The sequence below is a fragment of the Neisseria sp. P0021.S006 genome, from assembly GCF_051956895.1.
This window is the reverse complement of record NZ_JBQCWZ010000611.1, coordinates 1-804: the sequence shown is the minus strand read 5'-3', so window position 1 is coordinate 804 and position 804 is coordinate 1. Positions and strand designations below refer to the sequence as shown.

Annotated in this window: 1 protein-coding gene; it reads left to right on the top strand. The window is 54.4% G+C overall.

Annotated features, from left to right (window positions below; all coding sequences use genetic code 11):
• On the top strand, positions 1-804 hold an 804-nt coding region (locus ACTHUM_RS16020), incomplete at both ends, for an oxidoreductase (RefSeq protein ID WP_440403424.1).

Sequence of the window (804 nt, the reverse complement as noted above, 5' to 3'; positions counted from 1 at the left end):
CCGTGCAGGCGATATGGGCTTGTTTATCACTGCCGCCACTTTGGTTCAAAAAGACGGCAAAGCCTTTCACGGCCAACCTGAAGCCACAGGCGAACACTGCCTCGACAGCCTGAAAGAAACCGCACAAATCCTGCAACAACCAGGCGCAAAAGCGATTTTGCAAATCCATCACGGCGGCTCCAAAGCCATTGATGAACTTTTGGACGGTCTCGACAAAATCAGCGCTTCCGCCAGCGAAACCGAACACGCACGCGAAGCGACCGCAGAAGAAGTCGAAGCACTCATCGCCTCTTATGCGCAAGCCGCCGATTTGGCGCTTCGTGCCGGTTTTGACGGCGTGGAAATCCACGGTGCGAACGGCTATCTGATCCAACAGTTTTACTCTGCCCAAAGCAACCGCCGCAACGACCAATGGGGCGGCAGCTTGGAAAACAGAATGCGCTTCCCGCTGGCCGTTATCGATGCCGTGGTTGCCGTCCGTGAAAAACACCAGCGCAACGACTTCATTATCGGCTACCGCTTCTCCCCTGAAGAGCCGGGTGACAACGGCTTAACCATGACCGAAACCGGCGCACTGATTGACGCATTGGTACAAAAACCGCTGCAATATTTGCACGTTTCCCTGTGGGAATTTGATAAAAAAATCCGTCGCGGCGGCGATACAGCCCAAACCCGTATGCAGTTTATCCACGAACGCATCAACGGCAAACTGCCGCTTATCGGCGTAGGCAACCTGTTTACCGCCGACCAAATTTTGGCCGCCTATGAAACCGGCTGGGCAGAATTTATCGCCTTGGGCAAAAC